The organism is Gordonia effusa NBRC 100432, assembly GCF_000241305.1.
GTDB classification, from domain to species: Bacteria; Actinomycetota; Actinomycetes; order Mycobacteriales; family Mycobacteriaceae; genus Gordonia; species Gordonia effusa.
Genome location: NZ_BAEH01000009.1, coordinates 23,410 through 45,191, shown reverse-complemented (window position 1 = coordinate 45,191; position 21,782 = coordinate 23,410). Strand labels below are relative to the sequence as shown.

The window sequence follows — 21,782 nt, the reverse complement described above, 5'->3', positions numbered from 1 at the left end:
TTTCTTCCAAAGACGACGAGGGCCGCGGCGCGAAAAGCGTCGCGGCCCTTCGTTTTTGGGTTACCTCAGGCGCACATCACCAGACGTCTCCGGCCCGCCAATCACACGCCAGGCGGCGGCTGATATCCAGATCGTCGCCGCCCCAGACCATCACCGACCCGACGTCTTCGGGCGTCGGGCGGTAGCCATCGGGTGTCAGGACCCCCAATTCGCCGGCCCAGTCCCGCCATCCGCGACGCCGGTATAGTCCCCTCCCCTGCTCCGACGCGCCGAGTGCGCCGAGGTCGTAGGCGCCGATGATTACCGACTCCATGGAGGCCATCAGCGCCCCGCCGAGGCCTCGACGTCCCCAATCCGCGTGCACGGCAACAGCTTCCACATACCCGCAGCGCAGTGGCCGGTCATCGATGAGCACCGACCGCTGCACTACCGACGCATGTCCCACCACGGTGCCGGCAGAACGCACGATGGCATGTATGCCGCCGAGTGCGTGGTCAAAATCGTCGTCATCGAAATCGTCGGGGAAGGCGAGATCCATCAGCGCGCGAATAGCGCGGCGATCGTCGTCGCCGAGCATGGCCGTATGACTCAACTCCGGCTCACCACAACGAAACAGCCGCTCCCCCTGAAGGGGAGCGGCTGCTGTCTGCTGTTCTGACACGGGTGTCAGTGTGTCATGTCAGTGCTTCTCGGGTCCCACGTGGTACTCGAAGACCAGTCCGGCGGCGGTGCCGATGATGCAGACCGCTGCGAAAATCGCGAACCAGAAGTTACCCATGGCGAAGCCGATCGCGAACATCGCGGCCGAGGCGGCTACTAGCAACGGCCACCAGCTACCCGGGCTGAAGAATCCCAGTTCGCCTGCGCCGTCCTCGATTTCGGCCTCTTCGTAGTCTTCCGGGCGAATCTCAACGCGGCGCGCGACGAACCGGAAATACGTCCCGGCGATCAGCGTGAGGCCACCGGTGAAGAACAGCCCGGTGACGCCGGCCCACTCGGTGCCCTTACTCGCCAGCGTCGTCGCGATCGCGTAGATGATCGCGCAGAGGAAGAAGAATCCGGTCAGAAGCTCAAAGAGCCGTGCTTCGATTTTCATCGGTTACACCTCGGGTGTGCAGTTGGCGAGCTTGGTATTGGTCGGGTCGCCGATGTCCTTGGGAGTCGACCCGTTGGTGCCGCGACGTGTGTCGAACGGCACGGTGGTTACCGAAACCGGCTGCTGGCAGATCGCGGCAAGCGACTGTGCGTTGGTGGCGCCCGGGTTCTTCAACCGGTAGGCGACATAGCGTTCGAATTCCTGCGGGCTGACCGCACGTACTTCGAAGTTCATCATCGAGTGGTAGGTACCGCACATCTCCGCGCAACGCCCGACAAACGCGCCCTCGGTGTCGATCGAGGAGATTTGGAAACTCGGGTCGCTGTGGTTCTGCTTCGGGAACGGCATGACGTCGCGCTTGAACAGGAATTCCGGCACCCAGAAGGAGTGGATGACGTCGCCCGAGGCGATATCGAATTCGATGCGCTTACCGGTCGGCAGGACCAGGACCGGGATCTCTGCCGACGTTCCGACCGTCTCGATGTTGCTGAAGTGCAGGTAATTACGCACATCGTCGGAACGACCACCAGCGGGCAATGGAATCTCATGGCCGTGCGCATTGGTCTGCACCTGCTGCTGCAGCTGGAACGGGCCACCGGTCTTCGATGCGATCGTGCGTTCTTTGCCGTCGACGGACACCTTGACCGGCTGGCCGTCGGCACCACGCACCTCGCGGTAACCGAACTTCCAATTCCATTGGAAGGCAGTCACATCCACGACAACGGACGGGTTGTCTTGCTTGGCCTCGACATTGTTCTGCACGATGACCGTGTAGTAGAACAGCACCGCGATGACCAGGAACGGAATCGCGGTCAGCGTCAGTTCGATCGGCACGTTATAGGCGGTCTGGCGTGGGAAGGTTTCTTGTCCGGCCTTGGCGCGGTGGAAAGTGATGGTCCAGAAAATCGCGGCCCACACCAGAATGCCGACCACGAGGCAGGCGATAACCGACCACGTCCACAGATTGCCCATGTCGCGAGCCTGCGGCGTGATGCCCTCCGGCCATCCGAAACGCATAGCGTCACGAGCGTCACATCCGGACATCAACAGGGCGCCAAGACCAAGCGCGGCTACTGCCCCGATCCGCTTGACCGCGCGCGACCTCTTGGCGACGCCACGCACCGGTGTCTTTCCACCGTGAGTCAATTTCATGCCTTCCTGCCTGCTCGGACGGTATTTTGCGACTCGTCGTACCGACCGAATCCCCACGCATAACGACTGCACGGGTCCGGAAACTCCGAACCCATTACTACGCAGCGTAGACCAAACGCTGAGGCAATTCGTGATTGGGGTTGAAGTCGTGGGTCGCGAGTCCGGTACGGCATACTCGTCGGGGCAAGGTTTGCTGGGATTTTGTGGAAAAGAGGGTGTGAACGTGTGCGGATTGCTCGGTCTATTGACTGCGGACGGCAGCGCGGCAAGCGCGGCCGAGCGAGTGGCCGCGGCATCGGTGTGCATGCGCCATCGCGGCCCGGACGAGCCCGGCACCTGGCATGACGACGACATCGTCTTCGGCTTCAACCGTCTCTCGATCATTGACATCGAGCATTCTCATCAGCCCCTGAGGTGGGGGCCGCCCGAATCCCCCGATCGCTACGCGATGGTGTTCAACGGCGAGATCTACAACTATCTGGAGATCCGCGAAGAGCTCAAGACCACCGTCGACGCCCAGTTCCATACCGAAGGTGACGGCGAAGCGATACTGGCTTCTTTCCATCATTGGGGCCCCGACGCCGTGCGGCGCCTGCGCGGCATGTTCGCGTTCGCGATTTGGGATACGCAGTCGTCGACGCTGTTCATCGCCCGCGACCCATTCGGCATCAAGCCGCTATTTATCTCGACCGGCCCCGGCGGCACTGCTTTCGGCAGTGAGAAGAAGAGTCTGTTGGAGCTGCTCGACGTCATAGGGCTCGATGACGCGCTCGATCCACGAGCGACCGAGCACTACACCGTGCTGCAATATGTGCCCGAGCCGGAGACTCTGCACAAGTCCATCCGCCGCCTCGAATCCGGCTGCTACGCAACGCTGCGCGCCGGCGAAGAGCCGAAGGTGACTCGCTACTTCACGCCTCAATTCCCGGTGGTGCCGTTCACCGACGCCACACGACAGAAGCGGTATGACGAGATCGCCAATGCCCTACGCGACTCCGTTGCCAAACATATGCGCGCCGATGTGACGGTCGCATCGTTCTTATCTGGCGGCATCGACTCGACCGCCGTCGCGGCATTGGCCAAGCAGATCAATCCCGATCTCATCACCATCACCACGGGTTTTGAACGAGACGGCTACTCGGAGGTCGACGTGGCGGCCGAGTCGGCCGAGGCCATCGGAGCGCGGCATGTGGTGAAGGTCGTGTCACCCTCCGAGTTCATCCAAGCCATTCCCGAGATCGTCTGGTACCTCGACGATCCGGTCGCTGACCCCGCGTTGGTACCGCTGTACTTCCTCGCCAAGGAAGCACGTAAACACGTCAAGGTCGTGCTGTCCGGTGAAGGAGCCGACGAGCTGTTCGGCGGCTACACCATCTATAAGGAGCCGCTGTCGCTCGGAGCCTTCGACAAGCTGCCGAAGTCGTTGCGGCGCATGGCCGGTCGCGTATCGGACAAGATCCCCGAAGGCACCCGCGGCAAGAGTCTGCTGCATCGCGGGTCGCTGAGCCTGGAGGAACGCTACTACGGCAACGCCCGTAGCTTCGATGATGCGCGGCTGCGCGCGGTGCTGCGTGACTACCGGCCAGAGTGGACGCACACCGACGTCACCGCGCCGATCTACGCGGAAAGCACCGGCTGGGATCCCGTCGCGCGGATGCAGCATATCGACCTGTTCACCTGGTTGCGCGGCGACATTCTCGTCAAGGCCGACAAGATGACGATGGCGAACTCACTGGAACTACGAGTCCCATTCCTCGACGCCGAGGTGTTCAAGGTCGCCGAACGACTTCCCGTCGACGAGAAGATCGCCCACGGCACAACGAAATACGCGTTGCGCAAGGCGCTGGAGCAGATCGTCCCGGCACACGTCCTCCATCGCAAGAAGCTGGGCTTTCCCGTTCCGATCCGGCATTGGCTCGCTGAGACCGAGATGTATGACTGGGCACATCAGACCATCACGACGTCGCAGACCGACCACATCTTCGACAAGGCGGCCGTGATCGCCATGCTCGACGAGCACCGCGCTGGCGTCGTCGACAACAGCCGCCGCCTCTGGACGGTGCTGATCTACATGGTGTGGCACGGCATCTTCGTCGAGAAGTCGATTGTCCCGAATATCGAGGACCACCAGTACCCGGTTCGGCTGTAGGGTTCGGGCCGACTGAAACCTGCACTGTCAACCTTGGCGAGGGAGATACTCCCTTGCCCGACGCCAGACGGCAGGCACCAGCCTGACCGAAACCTGCGCTGTCAACCTTGGCGAGGGAAATACTCCCCCGCCCGACGTCAGATCGCAGGCACCAGCCCCGCCGAGCCCGCGGCTACGACGCCCCGACCTTTCCCACCGCTTCGGCCAACCGTGGCGTCAACTTCTCCAGCGCGAATTTCAGCGACTGCGGGGTTCCCGCCGACATCGCCTGCGCAATCGGGTCCTCCTCGGCCAATTCGATGGCCCGGCCATCTCGCACCACCGGCAGCGAGTTGATCAACCGATCGCTTGTCAGCGCGGAAAGCGGGAGACTGATCGTGCTCAAGATCGCAACCTGGGCATCGAGGCTCTTCACCTTTTCAGTGGGCACCGACGCGAAGAATCCTTGCGCCTGAAGATCTTTCACCGGCGGATTCTGCACGAAACCCAATTCGGCGAACGTATCGAAACGCGCGTCACCCGGCAGGTAGGCGCCATAGGCTGAGCCGAATTTCGCACCCCACACGAATGTCTTTCCCGCGAAGGCAGGGTTTTCGGACCGGATCTTGTTCTGAAGGTCGACCGTCTGTGCGATCAGTTCGTCGGCCTCGGATCGCTTACCCAACGCCGTGCCGATCAATTGGGTCTGCACCTTCCAGCTGACTGCGAAATCGGGGGCGCCCGCTGGTGCCGCCACGACCGGTGCGATCTTGCGCAACGCGTCGGTGACCTTGCTGTCGGCCTTGCCGCGAACGTCGAGGATCAGATCCGGTCTGAGTTCCTTAATCTGCTGGTAGTTGAACTCGCCGGCACTCGCCGCCGAGATGAGTTGAGGTGAGTCGCTGCCGAATTGGCTTGTCGCCCAAGGCCCGACGCCCTTGTTGGTCTCGCCGAACTTCATCCAGTCGTAGATGGCGACGGGTTTAACCCCGAGACTCAGCGCGATCTCACCGTCCGACCAGCCGAGCGCGACGACCCGAGGGTTGTCACCCAGCCCCAGATCGACTTGTGTCGCCGACGGGTCGTTGTACAGATCCTGGTGCGAGTCATCGGATTTGATGCACCCGGCTACCGACATCGCGACTGCGCACAGCATCGCGACGATCACTGCTATTCGACGTGTTGTCGTCATATTCGTTCCTCTCAGATGGATGAATGGTGCGCCGGTTACGACGACGACCGCAGGTTGGCGGTATCGCCGGGCACCGCGTCAACGTCAATTGCCCCCTGCCCCAACGGAATTACCAGTGGCGTGTCGGTCTCGGGATCGTTGATGATGCGGGCACGGACACCGAATGTCCGCTCCACCAGCTCGGCAGTTATGACGTCGGCCGGCGACCCCTGCGCGACGATCTCACCGCTACGCATCGCGATGATGTGAGTGGCATAGCGAGCCGCCTGGTTGAGGTCGTGCAGCACGGCCACCAGCGTCGTGCCGCCCCGATGTAGCTCGGTGCACAGTTCCAACACCTCGATCTGGTGAGCCAGATCAAGGTAAGTCGTCGGTTCGTCGAGCAGCAGAATAGGAGTCTGTTGCGCGAGCGCCATCGCGATCCAGACACGTTGCCGCTGGCCACCCGACAGCGCTTCGACCGGCCGCTGCGCCAGATCGGTCAACCGAGTGACCTGTAGCGCGAAGTCGACAGCGCGTTGGTCGGCATCGGTCCACTGCCGGAACATCTTCTGATACGGGAATCGGCCGCGTGAGACCAGGTCGATGATCGAAATCCCCTCGGGCGCAATTGATTGCTGCGGCAACAGGCCAACTTCGCGGGCAAATTCCTTACCCGCGAAGTCTTTGACGTTTCGCCCGTCCAGCAAGACTCGACCGTCCTGAGGTGCGAGTAGGCGAGACAACGCCCGAAGCAGTGTTGACTTGCCACAGGCATTCGGTCCGACGATCACCGTGAATGAGCCGTCCGGGACCTCGACCCCGAGATCGGCGATGACAGTGCGTTCACCATATCCGACACGAATACCCGAGGCGGACAGTCGATTCGATGCTGTGGACGGTGACGTCATGGTCGCACCTTTCTGGATTGCGCGAGCAGAAGCCCGAGGAGATAGACACCGCCGATCGCGGTGGTCACCACGCCGACGGGAAGTTGCACTTCAGGCGCGAGAATCGTCCGAGCGATCGTGTCGCATGACACCAAGAGCGCCGCGCCGACAGCCGCCGAGGTGACCAGGGGAATACCCGGGCTGGGGGTGATACGCGCCGCCAATTGTGGGGCGACCAGTGCGACGAACGCGATCGGGCCGGCGATTGCCGTTGTGGCGCCGGCTAATCCAACGCCAAGCAGCAATAGCAGCAACTGTGTGCGCTCAATATCCACACCCTTGCTGCGTGCCGAGTCCGGACCCAATTCGAACATCCGCATCCGCGGCGCGAGTTTGATCAACAACGGCACCAGGATGGCGAGGGTGACCGCAACGGGAAGCACGTCGGCCATCTGCATATTGCGCAGGTTGCCCATTCCCCAGGCCGCGGCCGATGCCGCGTTCGGCAGGTTCGAGCTCGCGATGAGATATCCGTTGAACGCCAACAGCATCGCACTCACGCCGATGCCGACGATGATCAGTCGGTAGCCGCCAGTGCCCCCACGCATCCCGAGGAAGTAGATCACCACTCCGGTCGCGAGCGAGCCGAGCAATGCGCCGACGGTCGCCGCCGACGTGCCGAGATTCAGCACGAGCAACGTGATCAACGCACCGGTATTCGCTCCTGTGGTGAAACCGATAATGTCCGGGGAGCCCAGTGGATTCCGGGTGATCGTCTGAAAGATGGCTCCCGACAAGGCAAGTGAGGCACCGCCGATGGCCGCGATGACCACCGCCGGCAGCGCGGCCGCCACCTGATTCGCCGGGTCGCCGGCCAACTGACCGGTCAGCACGCGGAAGATCTCACCAAGACTCAGATTCGGGCTATAGGTGGTAGATACCCCCAGCGACCAGGTCCCCACTACCACCGCGACGAGCAACAGTACGAAAGTGATTGCGGCACTGTAGATATCGACCTTGACACTTATTCCAAGTCGCCGATTACGCAGGAAACGGATTCGACGTGGCCACTGCGCCGACCTTGGCAACGGCATCGATTCGTCGCTCACAGGTCGGCCCCACCATGCCGGCGAGCGAGCGCGATGAGGACGGGTGCGCCGATGAACGCGGTAACCATACCGACCGGCAGTTCCCCCGGAGTCGCGACCCGCGCGACCAGATCAGCTCCGACAAGCACCACCGGCCCGACCAGCAGACACATCGGGATGACCCATTTGTTATCGGGACCGAACAGGATCCGCACGACATGCGGAACCATCAGACCTAGGAACGTCACCGGCCCCAACGCGGCTGTCGCGGCACCGCAGAGCAGGGTGATGGCCAGGAATCCGCCTATCCGCACGGAGGTCACCGGAACGCCCAGGGCGCGGGCACGATCATCGCCCAGCGCGAGTCCGTTGAGGTACGGAATCAAGATCAGCGCGGCCACCACGCCAAGGACGATCGGCGGCCAGACCACCGATAACTCGGTCCAATTCCGACCGTCGAGCGTGCCGACCTGCCAGCTCCGGATGGTGTCGAAAGCCTTCGGGTCAATCATGGTCAGGCCGAATCCGGTGCCGGCAAAGATCGATCCGACCGCGACACCGGTGAGAACCAACTTTGCCGGACTGGCACCGCCGACGCCCCGTGAGCCGACGAAGTAGACGATGGTCGCGGCGAGAAACGCACCCATCATCGCACAGAGAACGAACCCGACGGTCGAGCCGATGCCGAGACCTACAGCGCCAACCACCATCGCGAAGTAGGCACCCGAATTAACTCCCAGAATGCCGGGATCGGCCAATGGGTTTCGAGTTAATCCCTGCATCGCAGCACCGGCCACGCCCAGCGCGATCCCCGCGATGACGGCGAGTAGCGTCCGCGGCACCCGATTGTTGCGGATCACTTCAACCGTGGTCGCATCCCCGCCGCCGAAGAGCGCATGCCACGCATCGGTGATCGAGTAATCACCGGAACCGACGAAGAAACCGCTGACGATCAGTACTGCCAGGAGAACCAGCAGGATAGTCGCGACACCTGATCGTGTCACCAAACTCAACCGCGCCCCCGACACGGGTGCGGTAGCGACCGTCATCACGTCCTTTCACATCGGCGATATCCCAGTCGCACGACTTTGTCATGCGACTGGGACCAGTCCGCCTAATGTAAGGCATGCCTTAGCCGAAAACCAAAGTATCGCTAAGAATGCGAGGAACGCAGGAGCCGGCGGCTCTAGATCGCGGCGTCGATTTCGGCTGCCGCGTCGGCGCCATAGGCGCCGGAGATGCGCTGCAGTGCCGACTCACGATCCCACGACCAATCCTGGGTCGACTCGGTCTCGAGCACCAGCACCGCGACCATCGACCCGAGTTGAGCCGCGCGCTCGAAATTGAGACCTTTGGACAGCGCGGTGAGGAATCCCGCACGGAAACCATCGCCGACGCCGGTCGGGTCAACTTTCTCGGTCTCGGGAACTACGGCAACATGTGTCCGAGTGCCGTCGGCCTCGATGATTTCGGCACCGCCGCCGCCCAGCGTGGTGATCCGCACCCCGACCATGCCCGCGACCTGCTCGGCCGACAGCCCGGTCTTCTCGCGCAGCAAGCCCCATTCGTATTCGTTGGTGAACAGATATTTGGCGCCCTCGATGAGGGTTCGCGCCTGCTCGCCGTCGAGGCGGGCAAGCTGCTGCGATGGGTCGGCAGCGAAATCGATTCCCGCGGAACGACATTCCTCGGTGTGCGCCACCATCGCCGCTGGATCGTCGGCTCCGATCAATACCAGCTCGGGCGCCCCGACCTTCTCGAATACCGCGGCCAGTGAGATGTCGCGGGCTTCACTCATCGCCCCCGGATAGAACATCGCCAACTGCGCCATCGCTTCGTCGGTCGCGCAGGTGAACCGCGCGGTGTGCGCGGTCGTCGACTCATGCACCCCTCGGGTGTCTACGCCGTGCTCGTCGAGCCAGGCCCGGTACTCGGCGAAGTCGGGCCCGGCCGCGCCGATCAGCACCGGCGAACCGCCGAGCTCACCCATCGCATACGCGATATTGCCGCCCACGCCGCCGCGTCGCACCACGAGGTCGTCGACAAGAAAGCTCAGAGACAAGTGCTCGAGGTGATCGCCGAGCAGTTGTTCGGAGAACTTGCCGGGGAATTTCATCAGATGGTCGGTCGCTATCGACCCACATACCGCAATAGTCATGCGCGTTACGCTACCGATCGCCCCCATCGAGGCCTAGGCCACCTCGGACGAGCGCTGCTTCGATACTCCGTATTCACGATTTCGGCCGCACACCCGGTACGAGTGTGCGGCCGAAAGTGAAGCCTACGAGGTGAGAAACCTCAGTTGAACGAGTCACCGCAGGCGCAGCTGCCGGTGGCGTTCGGGTTATCGATGGTGAAACCCTGCTTCTCGATGGTGTCGACGAAGTCGATGGTGGCACCCTGCACATACGGCGCGCTCATCCGGTCGACGGCAAGCGTCACGCCCGCGAAATCGCTGGTGATATCACCGTCGAGCGAGCGATCATCAAAGAACAGCTGGTAGCGCAGTCCCGCACAACCACCGGGCTGCACAGCGATGCGCAGTGCCAGGTCGTCGCGGCCCTCCTGGTCAAGCAGGGTTTTCGCCTTGGCAGCGGCGGAATCGGTCAGCAACACGCCGGTGTCGGTGGTCGCTCCGGTTTCATTCGAAACGGTCATGGATGCTCCTCGTTTTCCTTCTCGCCCAATGTCCTCGCCGATGTCGGGGAGGCGTACCGGCTTGGCGCCAGCTCGACATAACGTGCTGACGACGTTGTCTTCTCACGTCTGCAACTACAACCGTACTCCATCGGGTCCTATTCCCAGCGGTCTCGACGCCGCACCGCGGGCAGGCACTGCCGCGGCGATACCAGGCCGTAGCGGGTCCGTCGGAGTTGATCGCTTAGGCTGAAGGATGTGAAGTTGCCATGGCAGAAGGACGCCGACGATGCGGCGTCGAGCACCTCAGACGTCTCACTCGAAAAGGAATCGACGCCCGATTCTGACGATTCGACGGCGAAGGGCTCGGCCTACACGGCAGCCAAAGGACGGCCAACCCCTAAGCGCCGCGACGCTCAGAACAAGCGATCCGGCCCGTTGGCACCACCGCCGACTACTCGCGCCGAGGCTCGCGCTCGACGCAAGGAACTCAGATCCACGCAGACCAAAGAACAAAAACGCGAGGCCAACGCAAACCGTCGCGCCCAGCGTATTGAACAGCGTGAACGCATGATGGAAGGCGACGAGAAGTTTTTGATGCCCCGTGACAAGGGCCCGGTCCGGCGTTACGTCCGTGACATCGTCGACTCCCGGCGTAACTTCGCCGGACTTTTCATGCCGTTCGCGATTGTCCTTATCCTGGTGATGTTCATTCCGACGCTCACCCCCTTCGCGACTCCGGTGATGCTGGTCTTCGTGTTGTTCATGGCCATCGACGGCGTAGTTCTGGGACGTCTGGTGAATAAGCGTGTGCGCGAACGCTTTCCCGACGCCACCGACACTGGGTTCCGCCTCGGCTGGTACGCACTGACCCGCGCTATGCAGCTGCGCAAGATGCGGGCGCCCAAGCCTAAGGCCGTCGTCGGCGAAAAGGTATAGGTGAGATGCGCGCACTGATCCTTGGCGGCGTGCGTTCGGGTAAGTCCGCGCATGGCGAGTCGCTGCTGAGCAAGTCATCGCAAATCCGTTATCTCGCAACGGGACCGGCCCTGTCGACCGACGCCGATTGGCAGGCCCGTGTCGACGCGCATCGCGCCCGACGTTCCGATCGGTATGTGACGGTGGAGTCGACCGATCTTGTCGGTCAGCTCGAGGACCACCCGGCAGCGCCTACGCTGGTCGATGATCTTGGCAATTGGCTTGCCGCCCAACTCGATTCTCGGGACGCTTGGACCGGCGACGTCGACCTGTCCGGGATATACGACCAATTATGTTCTGCCATTGCCGCTTTCACTGGCGACCTGGTGATCATCAGCCCCGAAGTAGGCCTCTCGGTAGTCCCGCCGACACCGGCGGGCCGACGCTTCCAAGATGAGTTAGGCGCGCTGAACGCCGCCGTCGCGCGCGTCTGCGACCGCGTCGAGCTGGTCGTCGCCGGTCGAATACTCCCCCTCCCCCAGTCTTCCGATTCTGCTGCCGCACAATCGGATTCGACATCGGCAAGAGCCGTACCACAGCCCGCCAAGCCGATGCCGATACCTGTGCCACCCCCCGCCGCGGCACCACCGGCGGTATCCGGCACCGGGATTCCAGACCCGACTGATGCCGAGATCTTCACGAAGATCGTCGCCCCCGACGCTACGATCCTCGATCAAGCACGTGCGCGACAACTGACCCTGACCAAGCCGGCCGGCTCACTCGGGCGCCTGGAGGATCTTGGCAACTGGATTGCCGCATGCCAGGGAACCTCTCCGCCCCAACAGTTTTCGCAGCCGCGTGTCGTTGTCTTCGCGGGTGATCACGGGGTCGCGCAGACCGGCGTCTCCGCGTATCCACCCGAAGTCACCGCGCAGATGGTCGCCAATATCGCTGGCGGCGGCGCGGCGGTCAACGTTTTGGCCGCTCGCAGCGGAGCCAGTGTCTGCGTCTTCGACTTGTCCGTCGATGCCGATACCTCTCCCGAGGTATCGCGTTTCAAGGTGCGGCGTGGCAGCGGCAACCTCGCCATCGAAGACTCGCTGAGTCTCGCGGAGGCACGGGCGGCCCTGGCCGCCGGCAAGCAGATAGTCGACGAGTTGGTCGACGCCGGTGCCGATCTCCTGATCGCCGGCGACATGGGCATCGGAAACACCACTCCTGCAGCGGTTTTGATCGGCACCATCACCGGACAGGAACCGGTGGTCGTGGTTGGTCGAGGCACCGGCGTGGACGACGCCGCGTGGAACCGCAAGACCGCGGCGATTCGCGACGGCATGTGGCGGGCTCGGCCGCATTTCAGCGACCCGCTGTCGCTACTGGCCACGGTCGCCGGTGCCGACCTCACCGCGATGGCCGGCTTTCTCGCCCAGGCCGCGGTGCGGCGCACGCCGGTCATCCTCGATGGCGTGGTGGTAACAGCCGCCGCGCTGGTGGCGAACCTGCTCGCTCCGGGCGCGGTGGATTGGTGGCTCGCCGGTCATAGATCGACCGAACCGGCGCATGCGTTCGCCCTCGACCGTCTTGATTTAACTCCGGTCGTAGACCTGTCCATGCGCCTCGGCGAAGGCAGCGGCGCATTGACGGTATTACCCGTGGTCGCGGCATCGATCGACCTGCTCACGTCGATGGCAACCTTCGACGAAGCCGGTGTCAGTGGCGGCTAATCCGCTGCGCGCGACGCTGACCGCGTTCTCCTGGCTGACGGTGCTCCCCGCGCCGTCGCCGCGCGAAGCACCCGACCGTCGCATCGGCGGGGCGATTATCGGCGCTGTCCCGGTCGTCGGTACCGCGCTGGGCGCCGCGGTCGCAGGTGCGGGTTTCGGACTGGCCCACACGTCTGCGCCGCCGTTGCTCATCGGGCTGCTGATCGTCGCATTCCTGGCTGCCGCGACTCGTGGCATGCACGTAGACGGGCTGGCAGACACCGCCGACGGGCTCGGGTGCTACGGGCCGCCGGATCGGGTGCGCGAGGTGATGCGCGGCGGATCCGCTGGCCCGTTCGCAATCGCGACACTGACGCTGATACTCGGGCTCCAGGCCGTCTGCCTCGGCGCACTCGCCGACGAAGGTCATTGGTACGCAATAGTTTTCACTGTCGGGTTGAGCCGGGTGGCCGCTGTCGTCGCCTGCCGCTGGACACTGTCGCCGAGTTCGCCCGACGGGTTCGGCGCATTGGTCGCCGGAACTCAGCGCAGTGCGATCGTCGTGTGGGTGGCACTCGCGCTGGTCGCCGCCTACCCGTTGGGCGTGATCGGTCTGGTCGCCGTACCCGTTGTGGCACTGACCGTCTGGGCCTTCAGCGCGCACTGCGCGCGCCGGATGGGCGGAATCAACGGCGACGTCCTCGGCGCCAGCATCGAACTGACACTCGCGCTAACGCTGGTGATCTTCGTGTGCGGCTAGACGAGCCGCAGCCTCACCCTAGAAAAGCCGCGTCATCCAGCCGTGCGTATCCGCGAACGTACCCCGCTGGATTCCGGTCAACGTATCTCGCAACGCCTGGGTCACTTCACCGGTGGTGCCATCGCCGATGGTGTAATCCTCACCCTCGCCCTTGACCCGTCCGACGGGGGTGATCACCGCGGCGGTGCCACAGGCAAAGACTTCGGTAATCGCACCGTCGGCGACACCCTTGCGCAATTCTTCGATGGTGATGCGACGTTCCTCCACCCCGAATCCCGCGTCGGTTGCCAACTGCAACAACGAATCTCGCGTGATGCCCGGCAAAAGCGAACCGCTCAGTTCCGGCGTGACCAGCCTGGCGTCGGCGCCTGACCCGAACACGAAAAACAGGTTCATGCCGCCCATCTCTTCGATGTAACGGCGTTCGACGGCGTCGAGCCACACAACCTGGTCACAGCCCTGTTCGGTGGCCTGCGCCTGCGCGAGGAAGGCCGCGGCGTAGTTGCCGCCGCATTTCGCCGCACCGGTTCCGCCGGGCGCGGCACGGACGAACTCGGTCGACAGCCACACGCTGACCGGGGTGAGACCGCCGGAGAAGTAAGGCCCCGCCGGCGACGCGATGACGGAGTACCGATATTCGTTCGACGGCGCGTTGACACCGAGACCGGCTTGCGAGGCGAACATGAACGGTCGTAGATAGAGCGCGGCCTCCCCGCCCGCTTCAGGCACCCAGGCGTTATCGGCCGCGAGTAGTTCGCGCAGCGACGCGATGAAGTCGTCAACCGGCAGCGGCGGCATCGCCAACCGACCGGCGGACCGCTGCAGACGAGCACCGTTGGCCTCGGGTCGGAAGGCGGCAATCGTTCCGTCGGGCTGGCGGTATGCCTTGAGCCCCTCGAAGACTTCCTGACCGTAATGCAGCACCATCGCGGACGGATCAAGCGCGATCGGTCCGTAGGGCTTTACTTGCGCGTTATGCCAACCGCGTTCGCGGTCGAAGTCGACGATCACCATATTGTCGGTGAAGTACTTGCCGAAACCGGGCGCGCTCAAAATCTCGGCACGACGCGACTCCGACACCGGGTGTGGATGCTCGGTGCGACTGAACTGCAAGGTCATAGGCTCATGGTACCGCCGGGCCACAAATGGTTTAGCACTGCACTAGACGTGCGAATCTACGAATGGAGGCAGCACGACCTCGCATTCAAGTGCTCGTCCGCGCACATCGATGACGACCTGATCGCCTTTGCGAATACCCGACGTCGTATCGATCAGTGCCAATGCGATGCCGGCGGCCAATGTGGGCGAAAAGGTACCCGACGTCGTGACACCGATCCGCTCGCCGCCCGCTTCGGCCAGAACCGACAACTCCGCTCGCGGTACCCCGCGCCCCAGCGCCCGCAATCCATAGAGGCGTCGCGCGGGGCCGGCCTCCTTCTCCGCGAGGAGCGCGTCGCGGCCGAAGAAGGCAGGCTTATCCCACCCGACGGCCCACGAACTACGCGCCTGAACCGGCGAGATCTCCGGACTCAACTCGTGTCCGTGCAGGGCGTACCCCATTTCGGTCCGGAGCGTGTCCCGAGCGCCCAGGCCGGCCGGAAGTCCGCCCGCCGCAATGACTTCGGCGAGGAGAGCATCGAATACCGCTGCCGTATCGGCCCACCGAGGCAGGATTTCGTAACCCTTTTCGCCGGTATATCCGGTACGACAGACCCGAACCGGGTACAGCGCATCGCCAACGGTCAACTCTGCGTCGGCGAACGCCATGTACTCCATCTCGGTCGGCAAGCCAACCGCAGCGAGCACGTCCACCGCATTCGGCCCCTGCACGGCGAGCACACCGTAGTCGCGGTGCAGATCGGTCACCTCGACGTCGGCGGGAGCGGCGGCGGCCAGTGCCGCAACCACATTCGCGGTATTCGCCGCATTGGGCACGAGGAAGACTTCGTCATCGGCGACCAGATAGGTGATCAGATCGTCGACGACGCCACCGGAATCGTTGCAGCACAACGTGTACTGCGCCTTGCCCGGCGTGATCTTGCCTAAGTCGTTGCTCAGCGTCGAGTTGATGAGCGCCGCCGCGCCCGGCCCTTTCACGAGCGCCTTGCCGAGATGACTGACGTCGAAGATGCCGACGGATTCGCGTACCGCTTTATGTTCGGCGACGGTCCCCGAGTACGACACCGGCATATTCCATCCGCCGAATTCGGCGAAGGTGGCGCCCAATTCGGCGTGCCGCGCGGCAATCGGACCATCGAGCAATACGTCAGTCATGCCGATCAGGATATCGGTGCGCGATTTTCCCCTACTGCCCCGCCACTCCGTAACCGACAATCCCGTCGACTGTCGTCATATCGAAGGTGTTGATGCTGATACTCGACGGTGGCTCGTTGCCGCCGACAGTGGTAACCGTGCTGCCGTCGACTCGCAACACGATGTTGGTGTGTTGCCGGAACCGGTTCGGCGCCTCGTATAAAACGACATCGCCGGTGCGCGGCCGATACGACGGCCCGCGGAACCGTCCAACCGATTCGTAGTACTCGGTGAGTGTCGCCACGCCGGGAATGCGCCATGACCCCGAGTTCGGATTATTGAGCGGCGCACCGGCTTTGCGCATTGTCCAGCTGACGAAATCCGCGCACCATGCTTCGGTATTCCCTTCGGCGTAATACTCGCCGGACTGTTTGTGTTCGTATTCGTGTCGAGTCACCTCGACGATGTTCTTACGCACCGACGACAATCCGGTCAGATCGACATCGGGAAACGACTCCTCTATGCCCAGCCCGGCCAGCGCTCGGTCGGCCAAGCCGGTATTGCGACCAACTGCCCGCCACCCGATGATCCCCAGCCCGACGACCAGGATCACCACCAGGACGGCCCCCTGCCACGCGAAGCGTCTACGACGTGTGCTCACCGAACCCAAGCTACCAACTGTGGCACAGTTGTCATGGTGACCATCAGTCAGACAGTCGACCGCGCGCGCGGTCCAGAATTCGACCTGTCCACCACGTTCGGCCGCGATGACGCCCTGGTGATCGGCCTCGTCCAAGCCGACGCACCAGCGAAAGACTCGGCGACCGGCAAGTCCGATGACGCCGCGTCGACCGAGCCAACGCTCGTCATCGGTGACGGCATCCTCGACGACGAGGCCGCGAGTGCCATCTCCGATGCGGTTACCGCTGTCCGCGCCACGGGCTCGCATGGTGAAATCACCCGCCTTCCCGCGCCGACCTCGGTCCCCGTGCCGGTCGTCATCGCGGTGGGACTCGGCCGCGCTGACGATCTCGACGATGCTGACAAACTGCGGCAGGCCGCTGGCATCGTCGCGCGTGAGCTCGACGGTTATGGCTCGGTGATCACCACGCTCGCCGCGACCGACCTGTCGGCGATCGCCGAGGGCCTGTTTTTGGGCAGCTACCGGTTCACAAGTTTCCGCTCGGATAAGACCGCACCGACCAAGAATCCGCCGCAGCGCATCACCTTGCTTGTGGAACAAAAGAGCAAGGAAGCGAAAGCCGAACTGACACATGCCATTACCGTGGCCGACTCGGTCGCGCTCGCTCGCGATTTCGTTAATACCCCGCCGAGCCACCTATTCCCGGAAGCGTTCGCCGATGCCGCGGCCGAGCTTGCTCGCAAAGCCGGACTGACGGTCGAAATCCTCGACGACACCACCCTGGAACGCGAGGGATACGGCGGTATCGTCGGGGTCGGCAAGGGATCGTCACGACTGCCACGGCTGGTCCGATTGACCCACGGCGGCAAGAAGGACACCAAATCGGTCGGCTTGGTCGGTAAGGGCATCACCTTCGACACCGGCGGCATCTCCATCAAGCCGGCTGCCGGCATGGACCACATGACCTCGGATATGGGTGGCGCCGCGGCGGTGATCGCGACGACGATCCTCGCCGCGCGGCTCGACCTCAACGTCAACGTCACCGCAACCGTGCCGATGGCGGAGAATATGCCGTCGGCAACCGCGCAACGTCCCGGCGACGTACTTACTCAGTTCGGCGGCATCACCGTCGAGGTGCTCAATACCGACGCCGAGGGTCGTCTCATCTTGGCCGACGCGATAGTCCGTGCGGCACAAGATGATCCGGACTACATCATCGATACCGCCACCCTTACCGGCGCACAAATGGTGGCACTTGGCACCCGTACGCCCGGTGTGATGGGCACCGACGACTTCCGGGACCGAATCGCCCGTTTGTCAGCCGAGGTCGGCGAGAACGCCTGGGCCATGCCGTTACCCGACGAATTGCGTGATGACCTCAAATCACGCGTCGCCGATCTGGCGAATGTAACCAATCACCGCTGGGGCGGCATGTTGTCGGCGGCGATCTTCCTGCGGGAGTTCGTCCCGGAGTCGGTTCAGTGGGCACATGTCGATATCGCCGGCCCGGCCTTCAACACCGGCGGGCCGTGGGGCTACACGCCAAAAGGCGGAACGGGTGTGCCGGTTCGGACGCTGATACGCGTCCTCGAAGACATCGCCGCCAACGGATAGCTGGACCGAAAGCCACACTCGCCCAGCATCTCCCGACCATTGACAGCACCAAACGGTCCCCCTGAGCCGACCAGATGCCCCTATCGCATCCATCCGACTCGGGGGGACCGTCCGTCAATGCGACGCGTGAACGATGTCCTGCCAACGACCCTACTTCCCAGTAGCATCGGCATTAGTGGTACACGCCGGGTCGACGTCTTCGATGGGCTGTAGGGTTTATCGAGGACACGTGATTCATCCATCACACGTCACGGCGTCTTGGCGCCATCAGTTGCCAAGGCGTACACAACCGAGCATGTTCAGACCCGAGTTTGAGGAGTCAACAGAAATGGCCTTCTCCGTCCAGATGCCTGCACTGGGTGAAAGTGTCACCGAAGGAACCGTTACCCGGTGGCTAAAGGAGGAGGGGGACACAGTTGACGTCGACGAGCCCTTGCTCGAAGTCTCGACCGACAAGGTCGACACCGAAATCCCTTCCCCGGCAGCGGGAGTGCTGACCAAGATCGTCGCCAAAGAAGACGATGTCGTCGAGGTGGGCGGGGAACTCGCCGTCATCGGCGATGCTGGCGAGTCCGGTTCCGATGAGTCCTCCGACGAACCGGCCCAGCCAGAAGCCGCGCCAGAGCCTGAGGCTGCGCCCGAACCTGCCAGTTCGCCCGAGCCAGCAGCGGCTCCGAAGCCCGAGAACTCCTCGGCGCCCTCTGCTGGCGGTGCGACCGGCACCGACGTCGTAATGCCCGCGCTCGGCGAGTCTGTTACCGAAGGAACGGTAACCAACTGGCTCAAGAATGTGGGCGACAATGTCGCGGTCGACGAACCACTACTCGAAGTCTCGACCGACAAGGTCGACACAGAAATCCCGTCGCCCGCCGAAGGCGTACTGCTGGAGATCACCGCGAATACCGACGATGTCGTTGAAGTTGGTGGCAAGCTCGCCGTCATCGGAGCTCCTGATGCGGCACCGGCGGCACCGTCGCCGGAACCCGAGCCAACTCCCGAGCCTGAGCCGGCGCCCGAACCCGAACCCGAGGCCGAACCCAAGGCCGCGCCCGCTCCCGAGCCGAAACCTGAACCCGCGTCCAAGCCTGCTCCCGCCACCGCCTCTGCACCGACCGAGTCGCTGGAGTCCACCCCGTATGTGACTCCGCTGGTCCGCAAACTCGCGGCCGAGAACAACGTCGACCTGAACAGCGTCAAAGGCACCGGCGTCGGCGGTCGTATCCGCAAGCAAGACGTGCTGGCCGCCGCGGCGCCGAGTACCGCTCCGGCTGCCGCGCCCACCGCGACACCGGCTGCCGCTCCTACCGCCCCGACCGCCAGCCCGGAGATCAAGCCCGAACTCGCGGCGCTGCGCGGTACCACGCAGAAGATCAACCGGATTCGGCAAATCACCGCGGCCAAGACTCGCGAATCGTTGCAGACCAGCGCTCAGCTCACGCAGGTCTTCGAAGTGGATCTGACCAAGATCGTGGCATTGCGTGCCGCGGCCAAGGCATCGTTCAAGGCCAACGAGGGTGTCAATCTCACCTACCTGCCGTTCATCGCCAAGGCCGTCATCGAGGCGTTGAAGGTTCACCCGAATATCAACGCCAGCATCGACGAGGCCGCCAAGGAGATCACCTATCACGGCTCGGTGAACCTTGGTATCGCCGTCGACACCGAACAGGGACTGCTGTCCCCGGTGATCCACAACGCCGACGACCTATCGATCGCCGGCTTGGCCCGCGCCATCGCCGATATCGCCAACCGCGCCCGGACCAACGGACTCAAGCCGAACGAGATCTCCGGCGGCACGTTCACCATCACCAATATCGGCAGCCAGGGCGCACTGTTCGATACTCCCATCCTGGTTCCGCCGCAGGCAGCCATGATCGGCACCGGCGCCATCGTGAAGCGACCGGTAGTCATCACCGATGGCGACGGCACCGAGTCGATCGCGGTGCGGTCGATGTCGTACCTACCGCTCACCTACGATCACCGTCTCGTCGACGGTGCCGACGCCGGACGCTTCTTGACGACCGTCAAAAAGCGTTTGGAAGCAGCAGAATTCGCTGCCGATCTCGGGCTGTAGTCACGGTGCGAATCGTCGTAGCGGGTTCCTCGGGGCTGATCGGTTCGGCCCTGGTGGACTCACTTCGCGCACATGGTCACTCGGTGGCCCGACTGGTGCGTCACGAGCCTTATCACGACGACGAATTCGGTTGGGACCCAGAATCTTTCGGGGTCCCACCGGATTCGCTCGCAGGGGCCGACGCGGTCGTCAACCTGGGTGGCGTCTCGGTCAGCGGATGGCGGTGGACCGGCCGATTCAAACAGGAACTGCGCGATTCTCGAATCACACCGACCGAGGTCCTCGCCGAGGCAACCGCGATGGCGGGCGTACCGATCCTGATCAACGCCAGCGCGACCGGCTTTTATGGGAATACCGGCGACCACATCGCGACCGAGAAGAGCGCCGCCGGTGATGGCTTCCTCGCCGATCTGGTCACCGACTGGGAAGCATCGGCTACGGCGGCGACTGAGGGATACGACACGCGTGTCACGTTGCTACGCACGGCGCCGGTGTTATCCCCGAGGGGCGGGATTCTCGGCAAACTGCGCGTGCCGTTCAAGTTGGGCTTAGGTGCGCCGATAGGCGATGGGCGCCAGTACTTTTCGTGGATTTCCCTGGTCGACGAAGTGCGGGCAATCGAATATTTGCTCACCAACGACATCGCCGGCCCGGTCAATCTGACCGCACCCGACCCGGTTCGGTTCAACGAGTTCACCCGGACCTTCGCGCAGTCGTTGCACCGCCCGGCATTTCTGCGGATCCCGGGTGTCGCGGCCACTGCAGTCGCAGGTGAAATGGCCCGGGAAATGATTCTGTACTCCCAACGCGTTATACCCGCTGTGCTTACCGATCACGGTTTCGTCTTCGACCATCCCACCCTCGACCAGGCATTGGACTATGCGCATGGCTGAGCCGACTCGCGTATCGGGCGCACGCGCAAGCGCGTCGGCGATCGAGACGCGCTGGCTGGGCACGGTCGAGTATCGCGAGACGTACGAACTCCAGCACCGGCTGGCCGGCGCACGCGCGCAGGGCACTCTCGATCACGACGTTCTGCTGCTCCTCGAGCATCCGTCGACCTACACCGCGGGCAAACGCACCGAGGACACGGACCTGCCGACCAATGGCGCCGAGGTGATCGACGTCGACCGCGGTGGACGTATCACTTGGCACGGTCCCGGTCAGTTGGTCGGCTATCCCATCGTGAAATTGTCCGAGCCGCTCGACGTCGTCGATTACGTCCGGCGACTCGAAGACGCCCTGATCACGGTGTGTGCCGGCGTCGGAGTAGAGACCGGCCGGATCGAGGGGCGGTCGGGCGTGTGGATCTCCGACGCCGCCGGGCAACGCAAACTCGGTCAGATCGGAATCCGCGTGGCACGTGGTGTCACGCTGCATGGCTTCGCGCTCAACATCGACCCCGATATGAGTGCCTTCGATGCCATCGTCCCCTGCGGCATCGCCGACGCCGGGGTGACATCGCTTACTCGAGAGACCGGTCGCACGATCGCCGTCGCCGACCTCTACAGCACGGTCGCTGACCAGGTCACGCTCGCGCTCGATGCCCCGCGTCGAGTGCCGGTCACCGCTTCGGCGCAATCAGCCCAGCAACCCACGAGCGTAGGATCTGTTCAGTGACGTGCGCGCCTAATCCTTCTGATTCCTCTTCGTCTTCC

The 21,782-nt window shown here is 63.5% G+C and carries 20 protein-coding genes; 8 read left to right on the top strand and 12 right to left on the bottom strand.

Going from position 1 to position 21,782, the window contains the following annotated elements; translation table 11 throughout:
* Positions 1 to 76 precede the first annotated feature (76 nt).
* The 3 genes from GOEFS_RS01085 to ctaC all read right to left on the bottom strand — a co-directional run bounded on the left by GOEFS_RS01085 (position 77) and on the right by ctaC (position 2,248).
* Positions 77 to 577, bottom strand: coding sequence for a GNAT family N-acetyltransferase (locus GOEFS_RS01085; protein ID WP_007316012.1), 501 nt, complete (start codon positions 575 to 577; stop codon positions 77 to 79).
* Positions 578 to 679: 102 nt separating this feature from the next.
* Positions 680 to 1,096 (bottom strand): cytochrome c oxidase subunit 4, encoded by a 417-nt coding sequence (locus tag GOEFS_RS01080; RefSeq protein ID WP_007316011.1) that lies wholly within the window; start codon positions 1,094 to 1,096, stop codon positions 680 to 682.
* A 3-nt stretch (positions 1,097 to 1,099) separates the two neighbouring features.
* A complete protein-coding gene (gene ctaC / locus GOEFS_RS01075) occupies positions 1,100 to 2,248 on the bottom strand; it encodes an aa3-type cytochrome oxidase subunit II (protein WP_007316010.1) in 1,149 nt (382 codons plus the stop codon).
* A 223-nt stretch (positions 2,249 to 2,471) separates the two neighbouring features.
* Here ctaC and asnB point away from each other — a divergent pair, with 223 nt between their 5' ends.
* Positions 2,472 to 4,397, top strand: a complete 1,926-nt coding sequence (gene asnB / locus GOEFS_RS01070; RefSeq protein ID WP_007316009.1) for an asparagine synthase (glutamine-hydrolyzing) — start codon at positions 2,472 to 2,474, stop codon at positions 4,395 to 4,397.
* Positions 4,398 to 4,569: 172 nt separating this feature from the next.
* On the opposite strand, the gene GOEFS_RS01065 is transcribed toward asnB, so the two are convergent.
* From GOEFS_RS01065 to GOEFS_RS01040, 6 genes are all read right to left on the bottom strand, one after another.
* Complete coding sequence (locus GOEFS_RS01065; RefSeq protein ID WP_007316008.1) at positions 4,570 to 5,568, bottom strand: ABC transporter substrate-binding protein; 999 nt, start codon at positions 5,566 to 5,568, stop codon at positions 4,570 to 4,572.
* A 35-nt stretch (positions 5,569 to 5,603) separates the two neighbouring features.
* The gene (locus GOEFS_RS01060) at positions 5,604 to 6,458 is read right to left on the bottom strand and encodes an ABC transporter ATP-binding protein (protein ID WP_007316007.1); all 855 of its coding nucleotides are present in this window, start codon (positions 6,456 to 6,458) and stop codon (positions 5,604 to 5,606) included.
* The gene (locus GOEFS_RS01055; protein WP_007316006.1) at positions 6,455 to 7,546 is read right to left on the bottom strand and encodes a FecCD family ABC transporter permease; all 1,092 of its coding nucleotides are present in this window, start codon (positions 7,544 to 7,546) and stop codon (positions 6,455 to 6,457) included. Before GOEFS_RS01055 ends, GOEFS_RS01060 begins: the two co-directional genes overlap by 4 nt.
* Complete coding sequence (locus GOEFS_RS01050; protein ID WP_007316005.1) at positions 7,543 to 8,574, bottom strand: FecCD family ABC transporter permease; 1,032 nt, start codon at positions 8,572 to 8,574, stop codon at positions 7,543 to 7,545. Before GOEFS_RS01050 ends, GOEFS_RS01055 begins: the two co-directional genes overlap by 4 nt.
* A gap of 137 nt (positions 8,575 to 8,711) precedes the next feature.
* Positions 8,712 to 9,683 carry a carbohydrate kinase family protein gene (locus tag GOEFS_RS01045; RefSeq protein ID WP_211600633.1) on the bottom strand — a complete coding sequence of 324 codons (972 nt, stop codon included), beginning with the start codon at positions 9,681 to 9,683 and terminating at the stop codon, positions 8,712 to 8,714.
* 140 nt (positions 9,684 to 9,823) lie between these two features.
* Positions 9,824 to 10,183: a HesB/IscA family protein gene (locus tag GOEFS_RS01040; RefSeq protein ID WP_007316003.1), complete on the bottom strand. Its 360-nt coding sequence runs from the start codon at positions 10,181 to 10,183 to the stop codon at positions 9,824 to 9,826.
* Positions 10,184 to 10,420: 237 nt separating this feature from the next.
* Here GOEFS_RS01040 and GOEFS_RS01035 point away from each other — a divergent pair, with 237 nt between their 5' ends.
* The 3 genes from GOEFS_RS01035 to GOEFS_RS01025 are packed head-to-tail and all read left to right on the top strand — an operon-like array spanning position 10,421 to position 13,543.
* The gene (locus GOEFS_RS01035) at positions 10,421 to 11,101 is read left to right on the top strand and encodes a DUF3043 domain-containing protein (protein WP_007316002.1); all 681 of its coding nucleotides are present in this window, start codon (positions 10,421 to 10,423) and stop codon (positions 11,099 to 11,101) included.
* A gap of 5 nt (positions 11,102 to 11,106) precedes the next feature.
* Entirely contained in the window at positions 11,107 to 12,804 is a 1,698-nt protein-coding gene (gene cobT / locus GOEFS_RS01030; protein ID WP_007316001.1) for a nicotinate-nucleotide--dimethylbenzimidazole phosphoribosyltransferase, read from the top strand.
* Complete coding sequence (locus GOEFS_RS01025; RefSeq protein ID WP_007316000.1) at positions 12,794 to 13,543, top strand: adenosylcobinamide-GDP ribazoletransferase; 750 nt, start codon at positions 12,794 to 12,796, stop codon at positions 13,541 to 13,543. Before cobT ends, GOEFS_RS01025 begins: the two co-directional genes overlap by 11 nt.
* Before the next feature lie 18 nt (positions 13,544 to 13,561).
* Here GOEFS_RS01025 and GOEFS_RS01020 read toward each other — a convergent pair whose 3' ends face one another.
* The 3 genes from GOEFS_RS01020 to GOEFS_RS01010 are packed head-to-tail and all read right to left on the bottom strand — an operon-like array spanning position 13,562 to position 16,457.
* Positions 13,562 to 14,662 carry a branched-chain amino acid aminotransferase gene (locus tag GOEFS_RS01020; RefSeq protein WP_007315999.1) on the bottom strand — a complete coding sequence of 367 codons (1,101 nt, stop codon included), beginning with the start codon at positions 14,660 to 14,662 and terminating at the stop codon, positions 13,562 to 13,564.
* Between the two features lie 42 nt (positions 14,663 to 14,704).
* Positions 14,705 to 15,817, bottom strand: a complete 1,113-nt coding sequence (gene gcvT / locus GOEFS_RS01015) for a glycine cleavage system aminomethyltransferase GcvT (RefSeq protein ID WP_040524191.1) — start codon at positions 15,815 to 15,817, stop codon at positions 14,705 to 14,707.
* A gap of 31 nt (positions 15,818 to 15,848) precedes the next feature.
* Entirely contained in the window at positions 15,849 to 16,457 is a 609-nt protein-coding gene (locus GOEFS_RS01010; protein WP_245549744.1) for a CHAP domain-containing protein, read from the bottom strand.
* 33 nt (positions 16,458 to 16,490) lie between these two features.
* Here GOEFS_RS01010 and GOEFS_RS01005 point away from each other — a divergent pair, with 33 nt between their 5' ends.
* From GOEFS_RS01005 to lipB, 4 genes are all read left to right on the top strand, one after another.
* A complete protein-coding gene (locus GOEFS_RS01005) occupies positions 16,491 to 18,053 on the top strand; it encodes a leucyl aminopeptidase (protein WP_007315996.1) in 1,563 nt (520 codons plus the stop codon).
* Between the two features lie 328 nt (positions 18,054 to 18,381).
* On the top strand, positions 18,382 to 20,124 hold the full coding sequence (gene sucB / locus GOEFS_RS01000; protein ID WP_007315995.1) for a 2-oxoglutarate dehydrogenase, E2 component, dihydrolipoamide succinyltransferase: 1,743 nt from the start codon (positions 18,382 to 18,384) through the stop codon (positions 20,122 to 20,124).
* A 5-nt stretch (positions 20,125 to 20,129) separates the two neighbouring features.
* Positions 20,130 to 21,017, top strand: a complete 888-nt coding sequence (locus tag GOEFS_RS00995; RefSeq protein ID WP_007315994.1) for a TIGR01777 family oxidoreductase — start codon at positions 20,130 to 20,132, stop codon at positions 21,015 to 21,017.
* Positions 21,010 to 21,744 carry a lipoyl(octanoyl) transferase LipB gene (gene lipB, locus GOEFS_RS00990; protein WP_007315993.1) on the top strand — a complete coding sequence of 245 codons (735 nt, stop codon included), beginning with the start codon at positions 21,010 to 21,012 and terminating at the stop codon, positions 21,742 to 21,744. The genes GOEFS_RS00995 and lipB overlap by 8 nt, the downstream gene beginning before the upstream one ends.
* Positions 21,745 to 21,782 lie beyond the last annotated feature (38 nt).